Origin of the sequence: Salinispora pacifica CNR114 (assembly GCF_000514775.1) — a bacterium.
In the GTDB taxonomy this organism is placed as follows: domain Bacteria; phylum Actinomycetota; class Actinomycetes; order Mycobacteriales; family Micromonosporaceae; genus Micromonospora; species Micromonospora pacifica.
The window spans coordinates 64,110-80,528 of the sequence record NZ_KI911467.1; the positions used below are offsets into that span (position 1 = coordinate 64,110).

Annotated in this window: 13 protein-coding genes and 2 pseudogenes; 12 read left to right on the plus strand and 3 right to left on the minus strand. The window is 70.1% G+C overall.

Annotation, left to right across the window (positions count from 1 at the left end):
• Positions 1 to 170: 170 nt before the first annotated feature.
• Both B118_RS0125235 and B118_RS0125240 read left to right on the plus strand, forming a co-directional pair.
• Positions 171 to 1,184 carry a TerC/Alx family metal homeostasis membrane protein gene (locus B118_RS0125235; protein WP_018219931.1) on the plus strand — a complete coding sequence of 338 codons (1,014 nt, stop codon included), beginning with the start codon at positions 171 to 173 and terminating at the stop codon, positions 1,182 to 1,184.
• A gap of 93 nt (positions 1,185 to 1,277) precedes the next feature.
• On the plus strand, positions 1,278 to 2,579 hold the full coding sequence (locus tag B118_RS0125240) for an NAD(P)/FAD-dependent oxidoreductase (protein WP_026185206.1): 1,302 nt from the start codon (positions 1,278 to 1,280) through the stop codon (positions 2,577 to 2,579).
• Between the two features lie 79 nt (positions 2,580 to 2,658).
• Here the strand turns inward: B118_RS0125240 and B118_RS0125245 are convergent, their stop codons facing one another.
• On the minus strand, positions 2,659 to 3,636 hold the full coding sequence (locus tag B118_RS0125245; protein WP_018219929.1) for a DUF2267 domain-containing protein: 978 nt from the start codon (positions 3,634 to 3,636) through the stop codon (positions 2,659 to 2,661).
• A gap of 192 nt (positions 3,637 to 3,828) precedes the next feature.
• Between B118_RS0125245 and B118_RS0125250 the strand changes: the two genes are divergently transcribed.
• Together B118_RS0125250 and B118_RS0125255 are read left to right on the plus strand one after the other, a co-directional pair.
• Complete coding sequence (locus B118_RS0125250; RefSeq protein ID WP_018219928.1) at positions 3,829 to 4,134, plus strand: hypothetical protein; 306 nt, start codon at positions 3,829 to 3,831, stop codon at positions 4,132 to 4,134.
• Positions 4,135 to 4,338: 204 nt separating this feature from the next.
• Positions 4,339 to 4,824 (plus strand): hypothetical protein, encoded by a 486-nt coding sequence (locus tag B118_RS0125255; protein WP_018811359.1) that lies wholly within the window; start codon positions 4,339 to 4,341, stop codon positions 4,822 to 4,824.
• Between the two features lie 158 nt (positions 4,825 to 4,982).
• On the opposite strand, the gene B118_RS0125260 is transcribed toward B118_RS0125255, so the two are convergent.
• Positions 4,983 to 5,834, minus strand: coding sequence for a hypothetical protein (locus tag B118_RS0125260; RefSeq protein ID WP_027645543.1), 852 nt, complete (start codon positions 5,832 to 5,834; stop codon positions 4,983 to 4,985).
• 301 nt (positions 5,835 to 6,135) lie between these two features.
• The gene (locus B118_RS0125265) at positions 6,136 to 6,564 is read right to left on the minus strand and encodes an OsmC family protein (protein ID WP_018219925.1); all 429 of its coding nucleotides are present in this window, start codon (positions 6,562 to 6,564) and stop codon (positions 6,136 to 6,138) included.
• Positions 6,565 to 6,770: 206 nt separating this feature from the next.
• Between B118_RS0125265 and B118_RS0125270 the strand changes: the two genes are divergently transcribed.
• The 8 genes and pseudogenes from B118_RS0125270 to B118_RS0125300 all read left to right on the plus strand — a co-directional run bounded on the left by B118_RS0125270 (position 6,771) and on the right by B118_RS0125300 (position 16,206).
• Complete coding sequence (locus tag B118_RS0125270) at positions 6,771 to 7,517, plus strand: response regulator transcription factor (protein WP_026270692.1); 747 nt, start codon at positions 6,771 to 6,773, stop codon at positions 7,515 to 7,517.
• Positions 7,495 to 8,973, plus strand: coding sequence for a sensor histidine kinase (locus tag B118_RS0125275; protein WP_050563678.1), 1,479 nt, complete (start codon positions 7,495 to 7,497; stop codon positions 8,971 to 8,973). The genes B118_RS0125270 and B118_RS0125275 overlap by 23 nt, the downstream gene beginning before the upstream one ends.
• 45 nt (positions 8,974 to 9,018) lie before the next feature.
• Positions 9,019 to 9,759: pseudogene (locus tag B118_RS34030) on the plus strand (glycosyltransferase family 39 protein); the annotation flags it as partial.
• Between the two features lie 1,086 nt (positions 9,760 to 10,845).
• Positions 10,846 to 11,169 (plus strand): annotated as a pseudogene (locus B118_RS34075) (mannosyltransferase YkcB-related protein); the annotation flags it as partial.
• On the plus strand, positions 11,166 to 12,398 hold the full coding sequence (locus B118_RS0125285) for a bifunctional glycosyltransferase family 2/GtrA family protein (protein ID WP_028193684.1): 1,233 nt from the start codon (positions 11,166 to 11,168) through the stop codon (positions 12,396 to 12,398). The pseudogene B118_RS34075 and the gene B118_RS0125285, both read left to right, overlap by 4 nt.
• 164 nt (positions 12,399 to 12,562) lie before the next feature.
• Positions 12,563 to 12,712 (plus strand): hypothetical protein, encoded by a 150-nt coding sequence (locus B118_RS32590; protein WP_018219920.1) that lies wholly within the window; start codon positions 12,563 to 12,565, stop codon positions 12,710 to 12,712.
• A gap of 4 nt (positions 12,713 to 12,716) precedes the next feature.
• Positions 12,717 to 14,129 (plus strand): class I SAM-dependent methyltransferase, encoded by a 1,413-nt coding sequence (locus B118_RS0125295; protein WP_018219919.1) that lies wholly within the window; start codon positions 12,717 to 12,719, stop codon positions 14,127 to 14,129.
• On the plus strand, positions 14,122 to 16,206 hold the full coding sequence (locus B118_RS0125300; RefSeq protein WP_018811353.1) for a sulfatase-like hydrolase/transferase: 2,085 nt from the start codon (positions 14,122 to 14,124) through the stop codon (positions 16,204 to 16,206). Before B118_RS0125295 ends, B118_RS0125300 begins: the two co-directional genes overlap by 8 nt.
• The last annotated feature ends 213 nt before the right edge of the window (positions 16,207 to 16,419 follow it).

Sequence of the window (16,419 nt, forward strand, 5' to 3'; positions counted from 1 at the left end):
TGCCGCGTGGCGGCCTGGACCCGGACTGCCCTACGCTTGGTCGCGACGAGGGGAGTACTTCCCGCGAGCCATTCCGGTCAGTACGGCGGGCCCGGAGCCCGCCTCGGATGGTTGCCCGCGAAAGTGGGTGAAGGAGACCTCGAGCATGGCATCGTGTTCGAGGAGGCCCCATGACCGATTTGTACCTTTCTGTCGAGCTGCAGTCGGTCGGTACACCGACGCTGTGGGTCGTCACCATCGCCGGTATCGTCGTGCTGCTGGTGCTCGACTTCCTGGTCACCCGGCGGCCGCACGAGGTATCGCTCCGGGAGGCGCTGGCCTGGTCGGCGTTCTACCTCGCGCTGCCGCTGGCGTTCGGCGCCTGGCTCTGGTCCCGCTACGGCTCGCAGCAGGGCGTCGAATACCTGACCGGCTACCTGGTGGAGAAGTCCCTCTCGGTAGACAACCTCTTCGTCTTCATGCTTCTGCTGGCCGCTTTCGCGGTACCCCCGGTGCTCGCCCAGCGGGTCCTGCTGTTCGGGATCACCGGTGCCCTGGTGCTGCGCGCGGTGTTCATCGCACTCGGCGCGGCAGCTCTGCAGACGCTCGACTTCGCCTTCCTACTCTTCGCCCTCATCCTGCTCGCCACCGCGGCGAAGCTGCTGCGCGACGCGATCTCCGGCCAGGAGCAGGAGGTCGACATCAACGGGATGCGCTCGGTACGGCTCCTGCGTAGGTTCATGCCGGTCACCCAGAACTATCAGGGTACGAGGATGGTCGTACGCCTGGCTGGCCGGCGAACCCTCACCCCGCTGGCCCTGGTGGTGGTCGCGGTGCTCGCCACCGATGTGGTCTTCGCCGTCGACTCGGTGCCCGCCGTGTACGGCATCACCGAAGATCCGTACCTGGTCTTCGCCACCAACGCGTTCGCGCTGCTCGGGCTGCGGGCGCTCTACTTCGTCCTACATGCCGCGCTCAGCCGGCTGGTTCACCTCAACTACGGACTCGCGGTCATCCTCGCGTTCATCGGAGTGAAGCTGGGCCTGCACTGGGCGCACGGGGTTTGGCCGGGGGTGCCGGAGATTCCGACCCTGGCATCACTCGCAGTGATTCTCCTTGTCCTCGTGGCGGTCACTCTCACCAGCCTGTACGCGACTCGTACCAGCAGGTCGGGTGCGAGCACCGTGGGCCGGGGCCACACCTGACCGAGGGGAATTCACCACCGGTGCGCGGTGCCCGGAGTGTCGCCGGGCACCCCCGGGAGGTTTGTCCGGCCTTGCCCGGGGAACGGCGATGGAATGACGAAGCCTCGGGTGGTGATTGTTGGGGCCGGTTTCGCCGGGTACCACGCGGCAAAGACACTCAGCCGGTTGGCCAGGGACCAGGCCGAGATCGTGCTGCTGAACGCGACCGACTATTTCCTGTACCTGCCGCTGCTACCCGAGGTCGCCGCCGGTGTCGTCGAGCCGACCCGGATCTCGGTGCCGCTGGCGGGGACACTCGACGGCGTCCGCCTCGTGGTCGGCGAAGCCGACCACGTTGACCTCCGGAACCGTTGGGTCGGTTTCACGCAGCCGGAGGGGGAGCGGAACCGTCTCGCCTACGACCGGCTGGTGCTGGCCGTCGGTAGCGTCAACAAACTGCTGCCGATCCCCGGGGTCACCGAGTACGCGCACGGCTTTCGCGGCCTGCCGGAGGCGCTCTATGTCCACGACCACGTGGTTCGACAGGTTGAGCTCGCGGAACAAGCCACCGACCCGGCCGAACAACGGGCGCGGGCCACCTTCGTGGTGGTGGGAGCCGGCTACACCGGCACCGAGGTGGCCGCTCACGGGCAGTTGTTCACCGACCGGCTCGTCGGGCAACGGTCTCGGCTGAAGCTTCGGCCCCGGTGGATGCTGCTCGACGTGGCGCCGCGGGTGCTACCCGAGCTGGACCGGCGGATGTCCGACACCGCCCATCGGGTCCTGGCCGAGCGCGGAGTGGATGTGCGGATGGGAACCTCGGTTGCGGTCGCGACCGCCGACGGGGTCAAGCTCACCGATGGGGAGTTCATCCACACCTGTTCCCTCATCTGGTGTGTCGGGGTCCGCCCCGATCCGTTCGTCGAGCAGCTCGGCCTCCGGACCGAGAAGGGTCGTCTGGTGACCGATGAGTACCTCAACGTGCCGGGCTTCCCGGAGGTGTACGCCTGCGGCGATGCCGCGGCCGTGCCCGACCTGGCCCAGCCCGGGCAGGTCTGCGCGATGACCGCCCAGCATGCCCAGCGGCAGGGCAAGCTGGTCGCCCGCAACATCGCCGCCTCGTACGGGCAGGGCACCCGCAAGCCGTACCGGCACCATGACCTGGGCTGGGTGGTTGACCTGGGGGGTCGGGATGCGGCGGCGAACCCGTTGAAGGTGCCGCTGGCCGGGCTGCCCGCCAAGGTGGTGACCCGGGGATACCACCTGCTGAACCTGCCCGGCAATCGCGCCCGGGTGGGCGCCGACTGGCTGCTGGACGCGACCCTGCCCCGTCCGGCGGTCCAGTTGAGCCTGGTGCCGGCTCACTCGGTTCCGTTGGAGAGCAGCTCTCCAGAGGTGCCCGCCCAGCTGGGGTAGGTAGGCGGGAAGGGGCCCGCCATCACCGGGTTGTGCGACCAGGTGTGGAGGTGGCCCCTTCCCGCCACCGGGCGCCGGGCTAGCCCGCCATCCCGGCCCCCACCTCGTCGATCGCGTCGTCCACCGCGTGGGCCAGGTCAACGTCCGGTCCGGTCACCTCGGAAGCCCCCCGGGGCCGGGAGGTCGCCACCGTCAACACGGCGGTGGTGCGGTCCGGTTGACCGATCGAAGGTCCGCGTCCGGTCTGCCGTCGGAGCTGGTCGAGTCGGTCCAGCACGCGGCCGAGGTTCTCGGTGGGCAGCTCGACTGTCCGGGACAGCCCGTGCCGGTCCCCGGACCAGTACGGGAGGCGGACCAGTTCCTCGCGTAGCTGGCCCTCGTCGAGCGGCGGGGTTGCGGCCGCCGCTCCGATCACGCCGCCGCCCGGCTCGGGCGGGGTGAGTAGGTCCGTCAGCTCCTCCGGGACGTGCAGCGACTCGACCAGGTCCGCGTCCCGGTCGGCCAGCGCGGTCAGGGTGGCCGCCGCCTGGTAGCGGGCCTGCTCCGGGGTGCGGCCGCTGAGCCGGCCCACCTCGGCTAGGAAGCCGGGTAGGTCGGGGCGGTCCTCGATTCCGTCCACCGGGATGATGTCGTGTAGCCGGCTCGGCACGGCCGCGAGCAGCCGGCCGCGTTCGGCCGCACCCAGGGTGCGGGCCAGGGTCAGCACCGTCGCCGTCGCGCCCACCTTCGCGGTGGAGAAGTCGACCCCGGACCGCCGGCCAACATCGGTCACCAGATCCTGGTAGCTGATCGTGGTGGCACTGGTGGGAGCACCGTCCGGGATGGGCCGTGAACTCTCCGGGATGCCGACCGGAGGCGGGGCGGGACCACCGTTGGTGCTGGACGGTTTGTGGCGTCCCGCCGGAGCGGGTCCGTTGCGCCGCCGTTGGTCAAGGCTGGTCAACTGTTTGGTGGCGCCCAGGCTGGCCCCGGTCCCGCTGGGCCGCTGTCCCTGGCTCCGGGCCTGACGGGCGAGCGCCCGGCGGCGTTGGTTGTCGCCCTCCATCTGCTTGCGCATGTGACCTCCTCCACTGCGGTTCCTGCTGTCATCAATGCCTTCCCACCGCCGGCAAGCAGGAAACAGGCCCGGCCAGGGCCGCGGAGGGCGAGGAGATCCTCATCCGGCCGGGGTGATGGTTGCTCACCCGGTTGAGCCGGACGATCGCAGTGGACCGGTGGACTTCCGAGGTATGCGGAAGGGAAGGTCGTGATGAAGCGGATCGTCGAGATCATCCCCGCCCGACCCGGCTGGTACGCACGTTGGCGTCTGGCACCCGGTGGCACCCGTTGCTACCCGGTCAGCCTGTGGGTCCTGCTTGAGGAGAGCGACGGCACGGGCCGGGAGGTGATCGGGGTGGACTGCGTCGGGCAGTGGCCCGGTGCGGACGACAACGAGGCCGGCGGGGAGTTTATCCGTTACCTCTTCCAGACTCCGGATTCGGGCGCGCCGGGGGACGCCGAACCAGCGACGGTGGTGCCGGGGCGGGTAACTGGCCGCGACCTGCGGGCGGTGTAGTGAGCGGAGATATCGACGATGGAGCAGAGGGGCGCCGCACTCCCGCCGCGTCCGGCCGGACCGATCGGTAGCGGTGGCCTGAGGTGTCGAAACCCGCCGGCCGTTCGAATGTTGAATATTTTTCCCGAATGTCCTCGGCGATGGCCCTCGGACACCGAGGATCGACGGTGGGGATAGACGTACCAGCTGTCTGGGGGCGACAGGATGAGGTTCTCCGTCGTAGACGTCGGTTACGACCAGCGGCAGGTCGATTCCTGCCTGGATGAGCTCGGGGTTCGGTTGAGCCGGTTGGCGGCACGCGCAGAGGGCACCGCGCGGGCCGGGCGGGAGTGGGACGAGATCCGCGAGGAGGCGGCGGGTCTCTGTGGGGTGCTCCAGCGGCTCGACCTTGGCGATCTGGCTCGGCGACCCGTTGACTCACCCGACCGGGAGGCGGCTGAGCGGGAGGTGACCGACCTGCTGCTACGGGCGCGACTGGAATTCGACGCCGCCCGGGAGGAGGCTCGACGGGTACGCGAGCAGGCCTATACCGAGGCGGTACAGGCCCGCCGGGAGCTTGAGGCGGCGCTACACGCTCGACGGTGCCGGGCGGTCCGGGTTGATGAGATCCTCGGTGGCCCGACGGAGGCGGTGCCGACCGACACGCCAACCGCCGCCTCCGCCGTGGCGCCGAGCCGAGTAGTCCACTGAGGACGATCTGCCCGTGGGGATCCGCCCGTGGGGATCCGCCCGTGGGGATCCGCCCGTGGGGATCCGCCCGTGGGGATCCGCCCGTTGGGGACGATCCGCCCGTTGGGGATGATTCGCCTGCTGAGGACGATTTGGCCGCTGGGCGGGACAGGGTTCCGTCACACCAGCGCGCGGACGATTGTGGTCGCCCGGGATTCGTGCTGGGCGTACGCGTCGGGGAAGGCCGATACCTGGACAGACTGGGCCGCCCAGGCGACGCTCATCTCCTGCCAGCCGGGTACCTGCAGGAGCGCTTGGTAGAACGCCTTGGCCGCGTAGGTCGGCGTCATCAGCTCGGCGACGCTGCCCCAGCCGGTGCTTGCGCGCTGCTGGAACAGGCCGACCGAATCGTGGTCCCAGCCAACCGCCTCGTGCGGGTAGTTCTGGGACTCCGGCACGCTGGCGTTGGCGTAGTTGAGCAGGGTGCTCTCCTGCATCGCGGTCGCGATGGCGACGATCAAACCGCGATGCGGGATGTTCATCTCGGCCCCTACATCGACAATTGTTTTGGCATTGTCCATCTGGGTCTGGGTCAGCCCGGCGACCGGTTGGGGCGGTGTTGGCTCGCTGGAGGCGGGCTCCTGCTCAGTCGCCGTTGGGCTGGCGGTTTCGGTCGGGCTGGCGGTTTCGGTCGGGCTGGGGCTGGTCGAGGCGGGTGTGGCGTCGTCTCGGAGGAGGGAGCGCCCGGCGCGCTCCGCCGCGTTGCCCCGTTCCGTTGCCGCCTCGGCGACTGGGGCTTGCTCCGGCTGCTCGGGAGTCTGCCGCGTCCCGACGTAGGCGGCTGCGCCGAGGCAGCAGGTGAGGCCGGCGGCGAGCGCGACCCGGGTCGGGGTTGACGCCAGCAGCGTGCGTAGCCCGCGACTGGAGGTGCGGACGGGCCGGGTAGTCCGTTCGGTGGAGGTTTCATCGGTCGACTGGGTGGCCGATGACTGCTGGGTTGTCTTCTCGGTGTAGGCATCGTCGGGGTGCATCCGCCGAGGCTAGAAAGCAGATCGCTCACTGCCATCGGTCCGATTAGTGGGGTGCGTCACTAATTGCAACAAAGTTCGGATGGGGCGGATGAGGTCCGAGGGAAGCCTTACAAACCTCTGCTATCGCTAATATCGGAAATGGGTGCTCAGGAAGCGTGAAGGGTGCAAGTTTCTGATCTTGCTGGGTGAGTGGATCTATGGATGGACCCCTCCTCCGAACGGCTGGCGGCAGCTCCGGCGTTCGGTTGTGCAGGGTCGGTCGGAGTGCTGACCCGACAGTTCCGGTTCGACGTGGGCTGGGTCAGTGCCGGCCGTTGTCGGTCAGCGCCACCGTCAGGTGATGTCGGCTCGCGTCCTCGGTGGAGAAGGGCCAGAGTCGGTCAGCGTGCTCTACCAGGTCAGCCAGCTGTTGGCGGGTCAGTCCGGCCGACGAGATGGAGGCGTTCACGTCGGCCCGGTACCGGCCGTCGTCGTCGCGGCCGAGCTTCGCCTCGGCCCGCACCTGGACCGTGTGTGCCTCGTCGGTGATCTCGCCGGCCGCTTCCACCGCAGCATGGTGCAGGCAGGAGGCGAAGGCGGCAGCGAGCAACTGCGACGGGCTCAGCCCGGTGCAGTGCGGAGCCAGTGGGGATGCCAGGGCGGTGGAGAGCCCACCATCCTCGGTACGGACGTGCCCGCCCTCCGCCGTCGCGGTGGCTGTCTCGTTCAGCCAGGAACTGTGCTGGGACATCGTGTTCCTCCCGTCACTCACCCCGGGCTACCCGGCGTCCGGCCGGCGAAACCGTGTTCCGAACCCGGAGGAGCAGCTCCGGCCAGCGGGTCGGCTGGGCCCGTCGTTTCGTTTCGGCCCCTGCCGGGAGCGTCCGAGTAGCCTGCACAGCGGGGGCACAGGAAGCGCACAACCGCCCTACAGCGGGAGCATCCAGGATGAGGGCCATGATGACCAACGAGCAGGTGGGACCAGCCCGGGTTGACCTCCGCCGCCCTGACGGCCAGCCCGTGCGGGTCCTGGTCGTTGACGACGAATCCGCCCTGGCTGACCTGCTGTCGATGGCGCTGCGCTACGAGGGCTGGCAGGTGCGGACGGCCGGCAACGGGATGGCGGCGTTGAGCACGGCCCGCCAGTTCCAGCCAGACGCGGTGGTGCTCGACGTGATGCTGCCCGACCTGGACGGCTTCGCGGTGCTGCGTCGCCTGCGCGAGGTGGCTCCGACGGTGCCGGTGCTCTTCCTGACCGCACGGGACGCGGTCGAGGACCGGATCGCCGGGTTGACCGTCGGCGGTGATGACTATGTGACCAAGCCGTTCAGTCTGGAAGAGGTGATCGCCCGCCTGCGGGCGCTGCTGCGCCGTTCCGGCTTCGCGATCGCCGCCCGACAGGAGGCGGTGCTCACCGTCGGTGACCTCTTCCTTGACGAGGACAGCCACGAGGTGAGTCGGGGTGGGCAGTTGATCAATCTGACCGCCACCGAGTTCGAGCTGCTGCGCTACCTCATGCGTAACCCGCGTCGGGTGCTCAGCAAGGCGCAGATCCTGGACCGGGTCTGGAACTACGACTTCGGGGGTCAGGCCAACGTGGTGGAGCTGTACATCTCGTACCTCCGTAAGAAGATCGACGTCGGCCGTGCACCGATGATCCACACCCTGCGCGGGGCAGGCTATGTGCTCAAGCCCGCCGACTGAACGGGTGGGTTGGCGGCGGTGGGTTGCCGGTCGGTCGCTGCGGACCCGGCTGGTGGTCATCCTGGTCTGCCTGCTGGCCGCGGTCAGCGTCGGCATTGGTGGGATCACCACCGTCGCGTTACGGGACTTCCTGACCGACCGAATCGACCGGCAACTCCAGGCCGATGCCGGACCACAGGGCTTTCCCCCTCCCGAGCGGCGGCGCGAGTGGCAGGACCTGAAGATCCCGGTCGGAATGGGAGTGGGGTCGGTTATCGCGGACCTGCAGGATGGCCGGGTCGCCGAGGCCCGCATCCAGACCGAGGTCCGGGAGAACGGTGGAAAGAGCATCGCGTCCGAGACGGTGGCGGCGTTGGGTGGCCTGGTGCCGGGCGCCGAGCCGCGCACGGTGGATCTGGATCAGGGAGAGTACCGGGCCATAGCCAAGCAATGGCCGGACGGCCGGGTGACCGCGTTCGCCCTCCCCCTCGCCGAGGTGCAGGAGACGGTGATGTGGATGGTCGTCGCGCAGGCTGGTATCGCTGGCACCGGGCTCATCGTGGCCGGCACCACCGGCGCGCTGATGGTCCGGCGCACCCTCCGCCCACTGCGGCGGGTCGCCGCCACGGCCGCCGAGGTCAGCGAATTGCCGTTGGACCGGGGTGCGGTGACGCTGCCGGTGCGGGTGCCGGGGGCCGACACCGACACCCGCACCGAGGTGGGCCAGGTCGGCGCCGCGCTCAACCGGATGCTCGGGCACGTCGCCGCCGCGCTCGCCGCGCGGCAGGCCAGCGAGACACGGGTACGTCAGTTCGTCGCCGACGCGAGTCACGAACTGCGCACCCCGTTGGCGGCCATCCGGGGGTACGCGGAGGTGGCCCGGCGAGGCCGGGACCAGGTGCCGCCCGACGTGGCGCACGCCCTGCGTCGCGTCGAGTCCGAGAGCACCCGGATGACCGGTCTGGTGGAGGATCTGTTGCTGCTTGCCCGGCTCGACTCGGGCCGCCCGCTCGCCGTCGCGTCGGTGGACCTCTCCGTGCTGGTCGTGGACGCGGTCAGTGACGCGCATGTCGCCGGGGCCGAGCACCGCTGGCAACTGGACCTGCCGGAGCAGCAGATCGCCGTGCCCGGTGACGCGGCCCGGCTGCACCAGGCGTTGGCCAACCTGCTGGCCAATGCCCGGGTGCACACCCCCGCTGGCACCACGGTCACCACCAGCCTCGCGGTCGAGCCGGACGCCGCGGTGCTTCGGGTCGCCGACGACGGCCCGGGTATCCCGGAGGAGCTTCAACCGGAGGTCTTCGAGCGCTTCGCGCGTGGGGACAGCTCGCGGTCACGGTCGCAGGGCAGCACCGGGCTGGGGCTCGCCATCGTCGCCGCGGTGGTCGACGCCCACCACGGAACCGTCTCGGTGCGCAGCCGACCCGGTCGCACCGTGTTCACCGTGCGACTGCCGAATTCCACAGCGGAGACATAGCGGACCCATGGGGGCTGTGCAGTCCGGCCGGCCAGGCTTCCCGCCATGGACAGAATCGAGACGACCTACGGGTCCCGTGCCGCTCCGTCGGCGGGCTTCGCCCGAACACCGCTGGTAGCACCGGAGGCGGCGCCGACCTCCACGCCACGTCGGTCGGCCCACTGGGCCCGCCTCTGCCTCGGCGGGCTACTGCTCAGCACCGCCGGGCTTTACCTGTGGGGGCTTGACGTCTCCGGCTGGGCCAACGCCTACTACGCGGCGGCGGCCCAGGCCGGCGCGCAGAACTGGACCGCCTTCTTCTACGGCTCGTTCGATGCCGCCAACTCCATCACCGTTGACAAGACGCCCGCCGCGCTGTGGCTGATGGCGCTCTCGGTGCGGCTGTTCGGCCTGAACAGCTGGGCGGTGCTGCTGCCGCAGGCGCTGTGCGGGGTGGCCGCGGTCGCGGTGCTCTACGCCACGGTGCGGCGTTGGCACGGCCCGGCAGCAGGGTTGATCGCTGGTGCGGTCCTCGCTGTCACGCCGGTGGCCACGCTGATGTTCCGGTTCAACAACCCGGACGCGCTGCTGGTGCTGCTGCTGGTCGCCGCCGCCTACGCCACCGTACGGGCGGTCGAGACGGCCGCCACCCGATGGCTCGTACTCGCCGGCGTGCTGGTCGGGTTCGGCTTCCTCACGAAGATGCTGCAGGCGTTCTTGGTGGTACCGGTGCTCGCCGGTGTCTACCTGCTGGCAGCGCCGACCGGGCTCGGCCGGCGGATCCGCCAGACCCTGTGGGCCGGCCTCGCGGTCGTGCTGTCCGCGGGTTGGTGGGTGGCCATAGTCGAGCTGGTCCCTGCCAGCGCTCGCCCGTATGTCGGTGGCTCGCAGACCAACAGTGTCCTCGAGCTGACCCTTGGCTACAACGGCCTCGGCCGCATCACCGGCCGCGAGGAGGGCAGCGTGGGGCGGCCCGGCGGAGGGGACTTCGGTGCCGGGACCGGCCTGTTGCGCATGTTCGACGACCAGGTTGGCGGGCAGATCGCCTGGCTGTTGCCCGCCGCGTTGATCCTGCTCGCGACCGGTCTACTGGTGGTCGGGCGGGCCCCGCGGACCGACCGGACCCGCGCCGGGCTGCTGCTCTGGGGCGGCTGGTTGCTGGTCACCGGGGCGATCTTCAGCTTCATGTCCGGGATTTTCCACGAGTACTACACCGTGGCCCTGGCACCGGCGGTCGGCGCCCTGGTCGGGATCGGGGTAACGCTCCTGTGGCGGGTCCGCTCCGCTCCGCTCGGCGCGGTCTGGCATCGGCAGCCCCACGCCGCCATCGCCATCCTGGCCGGGGCACTGGCCGTCACCGCGGGGTGGTCCTGGCTGCTGCTGGCCCGTAGCCCCGACTGGTATCCGTGGTTGCGTACCACCGTCTTGGTGGGTGGCCTCGTGGCGGCGGCGCTGTTGGTGCTCTCTCCTCGGCTGCCCCGATCAGTTGTGGTGGCGGGGCTTGCGCTGGGCGCCGCGGCGGCCCTCGCCGGGCCGGTGGCCTACTCGATACACGCCGCCGCGACGGCGCACAACGGTGGGGTTCCCACCGCGGGACCGGAGCTGACTCGTGCGGTCGGCGCCCGGTCTGACGGCGCAGGGCGTGGCCCCGGCGCCGCCGGTGCCGGCCAACCTCCCGGTGGGGGCCAGCCACCTGGGGCCGGGCGGCTGCCGCAGGGGCCGGATCGGCAACCCGGCATGGCGCTCGACAACCGCCAACCGGGTCAGCCTGGTGGGTCTGATGGGCCGAACGGGTCCGGTGGGCCCGGAGGGCCACACCAGCTCGGCGAGCCGGGCGGTGACGGCGGGCTACTGGGTGCCCGCGTTCCCAGTGCGCAACTACGCGAGCTCCTTGAACTCGACAGCGACAGCTACACCTGGGTCGCGGCCACGGTCGGTGCGAACAACGCTGCCGGCTACCAGCTGGCCACCGGCGATCCGGTGCTGCCCGTGGGTGGCTTCAACGGCACCGATCCCGCCCCGACCGTCGCCGAATTCCAGCGGTACGTCGCTGCTGGAGAGATCCATTGGTTCATCGGTGGGGGTGGCTTCCGGGGCGCCAACGGTGGCAGCTCCGCCTCCTCCGAGATCGCCGCCTGGGTGGCGGAGACGTTCGAGGCGCGAACCGTGGACGGAATCACGATCTACGACCTGAGCAGCGAGGTAGCGGAAGCATGATCGATACAACCGAGGTCCGGGCCACCGAGTGGATCCGGCCGGTCGCCACCGCGCCCATCCTGGACGTGGTGATTCCCGTCTACAACGAGGAGGCCGACCTTGGGCCGTGTGTGCGGCGGCTGCACGCACACCTACGCGCGAATGTCCCGTATCCGTTCCGGATCACGATCGCGGACAACGCCAGCGTCGACGGCACGCTGGACGTCGCCCGGTCACTCGCCGTCGACCTCGCCGGCGTCGAGGTGCTACATCTGGACGCCAAGGGGCGTGGGCGGGCACTTCGGGCCGCCTGGTCGGCCTCACCCGCGCCGGTGCTCGTGTACATGGATGTCGACCTGTCTACTGATCTGGCGGCGCTGTTGCCACTGGTGGCGCCGCTCATCTCCGGCCACTCGGACCTGGCTATCGGCACCCGGCTTGCCCGTACCTCACGAGTGGTTCGGGGTGCGAAGCGGGAGGTGATCTCGCGGGGCTACAACCTGTTGCTGCGGGGAATCCTCGCCGTTCGATTCTCCGATGCCCAGTGTGGCTTCAAGGCGATCCGGGCTGACGTGGCGGCCCAACTGCTGCCGTTGGTGCGAGACACCGAGTGGTTCTTCGACACCGAGTTGCTGGTGCTGGCCCAGCGGGCTGGCCTCCGCATCCACGAGGTTCCGGTGGACTGGGTGGATGATCCGGACAGTCGGGTGGATGTGTTGGCGACCGCGCTGGCCGACCTGCGTGGTATTGGCCGGCTGGGCCGGGCCCTGGTCACCGGCGCGCTGCCGTTGCGGCACCTGCGTGACCAGTTCGGACGGGCCCCGCTCGCACCGCCGCCAGCTCGAGTGCCGGTGGGGCTGCCGCGACAGCTGGGCCGGTTCGCCCTGGTCGGGTTGGCCAGCACGGTGGCCTACCTGCTGCTGTACGTCGCCACCCGTGGCGTCCTCGGTGCCCAGCCGGCAAACCTGCTGTCGCTGCTGGTCACCGCGGTAGCCAACACAGCGGCGAATCGGCGGCTGACCTTCGGGATCATCGGTCGGTGGCGCGCCGGTCGGCACCACCTGCAGGGCCTGGTGGTCTTCGGGCTCGGCCTGGCGCTGACCAGTGGTTCGCTCGCGTTGCTACACGCCGTGGTGGCGGCTCCGACCCGGACGGTGGAGTTGGCGGTGCTGGTCGCTGCGAACCTGGCCGCCACGGTGTTGCGGTTCGTGCTGCTTCGCTATTCCATGCATCACCGGCGGGGTCGCTGACGGACGGGGCTGATTAGCCACCAAATCAGAATGTTGGCGTGGTTATGACCCGCAATGCGCCCTGCATGCGCGTACTGTGTCCGAATACATCCTCAGCGTATTGAAGCACCCTCCCGGTGCGCCCGGTTTGGTGGGCCGAGGGGCGAGATCGGAAGGAGTAGCCAGTGGATCATCTGGCCTACCTGGACGCGGGATCGGGCAGCCTGATCGTGCAGGCGGTGGTTGGCGGGGTAGCTGGTGTCGCGGTGGCCGGCAAGCTCTACTGGCGACGCTTGGTCAACCGGTTCCGCAAGCAGCCCACCGACCGGCACTGACCGCATGACATCTGCATATCCCGACCTCCGGGCCGAGCCAGGATCCTTCCGGGACCCCGCGAACCGGGTCTTTCACCGCGGCGACGACGTGCTGCGCGGGTTGGACGAGCGGGCTGCCACCGACTGGCGGTCCCTCGCCGGCAGCGACTTCTTCGCGACGCTACTTGCCGAGGGCAAGGTGTGCGACACCGTGGAGACCAGCCCGGCGCCGCCGGGCTGGTCCGCGGTGCTCCGGCACGAACGCATCCCATTCGTCTCCCACCCGTACGAGTGGTCCCACGGCATGCTGCGGGACGCCGCCCTGCTGCACCTGGACATCCTCCAGGCGGCGCTACCGGGGGGCTTCACCACCAAGGATGGCTCGGCGTACAACCTGCAGTGGCGCGGCGTGGAGCCGGTCTTCATCGATATCGGCTCCTTCGCCCCGGTCCAGGACGGTGAACCCTGGGCCGGCTACCGCCAGTTCTGCCAGACCCTGCTGTACCCGTTGCTCCTCGGCGCCCACCTGGGGCTGGACTTTCAGCCGTTGCTGCGGGCCCAGGTCGACGGGATCGAGGCGGACCAGATTCGTCGTCTGTTCACCGGCCGTCGCCGGTTCCGCCCCGGCGTGCTTACCCACGTCCACCTGCATGACGCGATGCAGCGACGCAACTCCCGATCCAGTACGGCCGAGGTCCGCAACCAGCTGCGCGACGCCGGCTACTCCCGGGACCTCGCCGTCGCCACGGTACGCGGTCTGCACCGCCTCGTCCGCCGGCTGGACCGGTCGCCGCCTGCCAGCCACTGGATTGACTACCAGCGCACCTGCGGCTACACCGCCGAGGACCGGGCCACCAAGGAGCGCTTCGTCGCCGCTTCGCTCACCGCCGGGCCCCCGACCCGGCTGGCGCTCGACCTCGGGACCAACGACGGCCGGTACGCCCGCCTGGCCGCGCGTCACGCCGAGTACGTCGTCGCCGTCGAACAGGACCCCGGGGTGGTTGACCGGCTCTACCGGGAGCTGCGGGCCGAGGGGGAGCAGCGGGTTCTGCCGTTGGTGATGGATCTGGCCGACCCGTCACCCGGCGGCGGCTGGCGGGGGATCGAGCGGGCCTCCTTCGGTGACCGGGCGCGGGCTGATGTCGTCCTCGCCCTGGCGGTGGTGCACCACCTCGCGGTGGGACGGAACGTCCCGTTGCCGGAGGTGGTCGCGTGGTTGGCCGGTTTCGGTCGGCCGGGCACGCGGCTGGTGGTGGAGTTCGTGCACCCGGAGGATCCGATGGCCCGTCGGCTGTTGGCCAACAAGCCGGAGGACACCTTCCCCCACTACCGCCGGGACGAGTTCGAGCGACTGCTCGCTGCCCACGGTCACCTTGAGGAACGCCTTCGTCTGCCCTCGGGTAGTCGGACCCTGTACCGGGTGGTCCTGAGTGGGTGACCCGGACACCGCGCCCACACCGGATCAACCCGAGGGCGTTGACGGCGCCGCTGATCGACGAGCCGGCGCAGCGGGGGACCCGGACGGCGCGCCGCGGCGTGGCTGGAGAGCGGAGGGGTTCCGGCTGCTGGAGCTCGCCGCTCTGCTCGGGCTCGCGGTTACTCAGCCGTTGTTGGATGTGCTCGGCCGGAGCCCGGACTTCTTCCTCTTCCACCGGGCCGGCCGTGGCGAGATCGTACAGCTGGTCGTGCTGGTCGCGATCGTACCGACCCTCGCGGTCGGCGCGCTCGCGGCGATGTCGCGGCTCGCCGGCCGTACCACCCGGGAGCTGACCCACACGCTGCTCGTGGGTGTCCTGCTCACCGCGCTGGCCGTGCAGGTTGGACGGCACACGACACCATTGCGGGGCGTACCGCTGTTGCTGCTGGCGGTTGTCGTCGCGGCGGCGGCGACGGTGGCCTACCGACGGTGGCGTGCCCCGGCCCGCGTGCTACGGGTCGCGGCGCTCGGGCCAGTGGTCTTCGTCGCGCTGTTCCTGCTCGTGTCGCCCACTTCGGCGGTGGTGTTGCCGCGCTGGGACGGCGGCACCGTCGGGCTGGCCCGCGCTGGTGGCCATCCGCCGGTGGTACTCCTGGTCCTCGACGAACTGCCCCTGGTCTCCCTGCTTGACCCGGACCGGCAGATCGACGCGGACCGGTTCCCGCACTTCGCTGAGCTGGCCGCCGGCTCGACCTGGTACCGGAACGCGACCGGGGTCAGCGGTTGGACGCCGTACGCGTTGCCGGCGATGTTGACCGGCCGCTATCCGGACACCGGGGCAGCTCCCCACTATTCGCACCATCCGGACAACCTGTTCACTGCCTTCGGTGGCCTCTACGACATCCGCGCCGAGGAGAGCATCGCCCGCCTCTGCCCGCCCAGCCGCTGTGAGACGCCGCTGGGTCGGGAGCAGGGGATGGGGGTACTGGCTCGGGAGAGCGCGAAGTTGCTGGCGCGGATATCCGCACCAACAGAGAGCCGGGTTGACCCGGCGGACTCCTACCGGGAGCAGACCGCCGCTGAGGTTGGCCTCGACGCGGCCGAGCCGATCCCGGAGGATCCGACGTTTCGCTGGGACCGGTTGAGTGACAACCAACCGGCCCGGTTCAGTAGCTTCCTCGCCGGGCTCCGGCCGTCTGACGGGCCCACCCTGCACTTCCTGCACCTGCTGATGCCGCATTCGCCATGGGCGTATCTGCCCTCGGGGATGCGCTACGTGGCGCCGGAGGACTTCCCGAACGACGGGGAGGGCTGGGCGGAGTTGGCCCGTCAGCGCCACCTGGCCCAACTCGGCTACACCGACCGGCTGATCGGCGAGACCCTGCGTACGCTGCGCGCCACCGGACTCTACGACGACGCCCTGCTGGTGGTCACCGCCGACCACGGGGTGAGCTTCACCGAGGGGGCGCCGGGGCGGGGGATGGGCGCGATCGAGGTCGCCGCCGACGAGGTGGCGTGGGTGCCGCTGTTTGTCAAGTATCCCGGGCAACGCACCGGCCGGGTCGACGACCGGGACTGGCAGCACGTCGATCTGTTGCCCACCCTCGCGGACGAGGCGGCGATCCGGCTGCCCTGGGCGGTCGACGGTTTGTCGGCGCGGGAGGCGCCCCGGGCGCAGGCAAGTAAGGTCTTCTATGACCGGCCCGCCCAGCCGATCCCGATCGACGGTGGCGTACCCACCGTCGCGCCGCCGGCCGCGCCGCACCCGCTGATCGGCAGCACGGTGCCGGAACAGCCGACGGCGGGGGTGGCCCAGGTCGAGAACCTGGCTGCCTTCCGGGAGGTGGATCCGGACCAGGGCCTGCTACCCGCGTTGGTCTGGGGTGACCTGCCCGACGAGGTCCCCGATGGCACCCCACTGGCGGTGGCCGTCAACGACCGGGTCGCCGCCGTGGTTCCGGTGGTTGGCCGGGACGAGGGCGGGCGCCGGTTCGCCGCCCTGATCGATGATGATCGGTTTTTTCAGCCGGGAACCAACCAGCTTGATCTCTTCCTCGTCGCCCCCGATGGCACGCTGACCCGGCTCGCGCTTTCCTGACGCTGGTCGCTGGTCGCTGGTCGCTGGTCGGTGGCCTCGGCCTCGTTCTGCTGGCCGCGGTCGCCAGCGTTTGGCCGCTCCAACCTGCTCCGCTCGGCCTGCATCAGGCCATTTACGGTGTTCTGCGGCGATCTTCGCCAAAATTCGTCGTCCAGTGATTTCGTGCTGTCCTGTCCTGCCTCGGCTGACTCCTCGGCTTGGGGTGGAGACCCG

What these genes read in the sequence shown, in the direction of transcription:
- B118_RS0125270 (WP_026270692.1), top strand. Translation starts at nt 6,771, where the DNA reads ATGATGACCAACGAGCAGGTGGGACCAGCCCGGGTTGACCTCCGCCGC.
- B118_RS0125265 (WP_018219925.1), bottom strand. Translation starts at nt 6,564, where the DNA reads ATGTCCCAGCACAGTTCCTGGCTGAACGAGACAGCCACCGCGACGGCG.
- B118_RS0125260 (WP_027645543.1), bottom strand. Translation starts at nt 5,834, where the DNA reads ATGCACCCCGACGATGCCTACACCGAGAAGACAACCCAGCAGTCATCG.
- B118_RS0125275 (WP_050563678.1), top strand. Translation starts at nt 7,495, where the DNA reads ATGTGCTCAAGCCCGCCGACTGAACGGGTGGGTTGGCGGCGGTGGGTT.
- B118_RS0125250 (WP_018219928.1), top strand. Translation starts at nt 3,829, where the DNA reads ATGAAGCGGATCGTCGAGATCATCCCCGCCCGACCCGGCTGGTACGCA.
- B118_RS0125285 (WP_028193684.1), top strand. Translation starts at nt 11,166, where the DNA reads ATGATCGATACAACCGAGGTCCGGGCCACCGAGTGGATCCGGCCGGTC.
- B118_RS0125245 (WP_018219929.1), bottom strand. Translation starts at nt 3,636, where the DNA reads ATGCGCAAGCAGATGGAGGGCGACAACCAACGCCGCCGGGCGCTCGCC.
- B118_RS0125255 (WP_018811359.1), top strand. Translation starts at nt 4,339, where the DNA reads ATGAGGTTCTCCGTCGTAGACGTCGGTTACGACCAGCGGCAGGTCGAT.
- B118_RS0125235 (WP_018219931.1), top strand. Translation starts at nt 171, where the DNA reads ATGACCGATTTGTACCTTTCTGTCGAGCTGCAGTCGGTCGGTACACCG.
- B118_RS0125295 (WP_018219919.1), top strand. Translation starts at nt 12,717, where the DNA reads ATGACATCTGCATATCCCGACCTCCGGGCCGAGCCAGGATCCTTCCGG.
- B118_RS0125240 (WP_026185206.1), top strand. Translation starts at nt 1,278, where the DNA reads ATGACGAAGCCTCGGGTGGTGATTGTTGGGGCCGGTTTCGCCGGGTAC.